Source organism: Streptomyces sp. ADMS (assembly GCF_033441795.1).
Taxonomy (GTDB): Bacteria; Actinomycetota; Actinomycetes; order Streptomycetales; family Streptomycetaceae; genus Streptomyces.
The window spans coordinates 1-263 of record NZ_JAVFVX010000583.1; the positions used below are offsets into that span (position 1 = coordinate 1).

Below are 263 nucleotides of genomic sequence, written 5' to 3' on the forward strand. Positions count from 1 at the left end.
GCCGAGGCCGCGATCCGCAAGGTCAAGGCCGAGCGGTGGATCGGCCTGTCCGCCACCCCGTACCGGGCCGACCAGATGGACGCCCTGATCACCATGCAGTGCGGGCCGATCCGCCACGAGATCGAAGACCAGAGCAGCTTCGCCAAACACCTCATCGTGCACCGCTGCCACTTCACCACCGACGAGCCCGGCACCGACGGCGCTTCCATCCAGGCCATCTACGGCGAACTCGCCGCCGACCAGCAGCGCAACCAGCAGATCGC

At 68.1% G+C, this 263-nt stretch carries 1 protein-coding gene; it reads left to right on the forward strand.

Features of this window, described 5'->3' with window-relative positions; all coding sequences use genetic code 11:
• Window positions 1-263, forward strand: a 263-nt coding sequence (locus RB628_RS42080) for a hypothetical protein (protein ID WP_318325849.1), incomplete at both ends; no start/stop codon positions are given.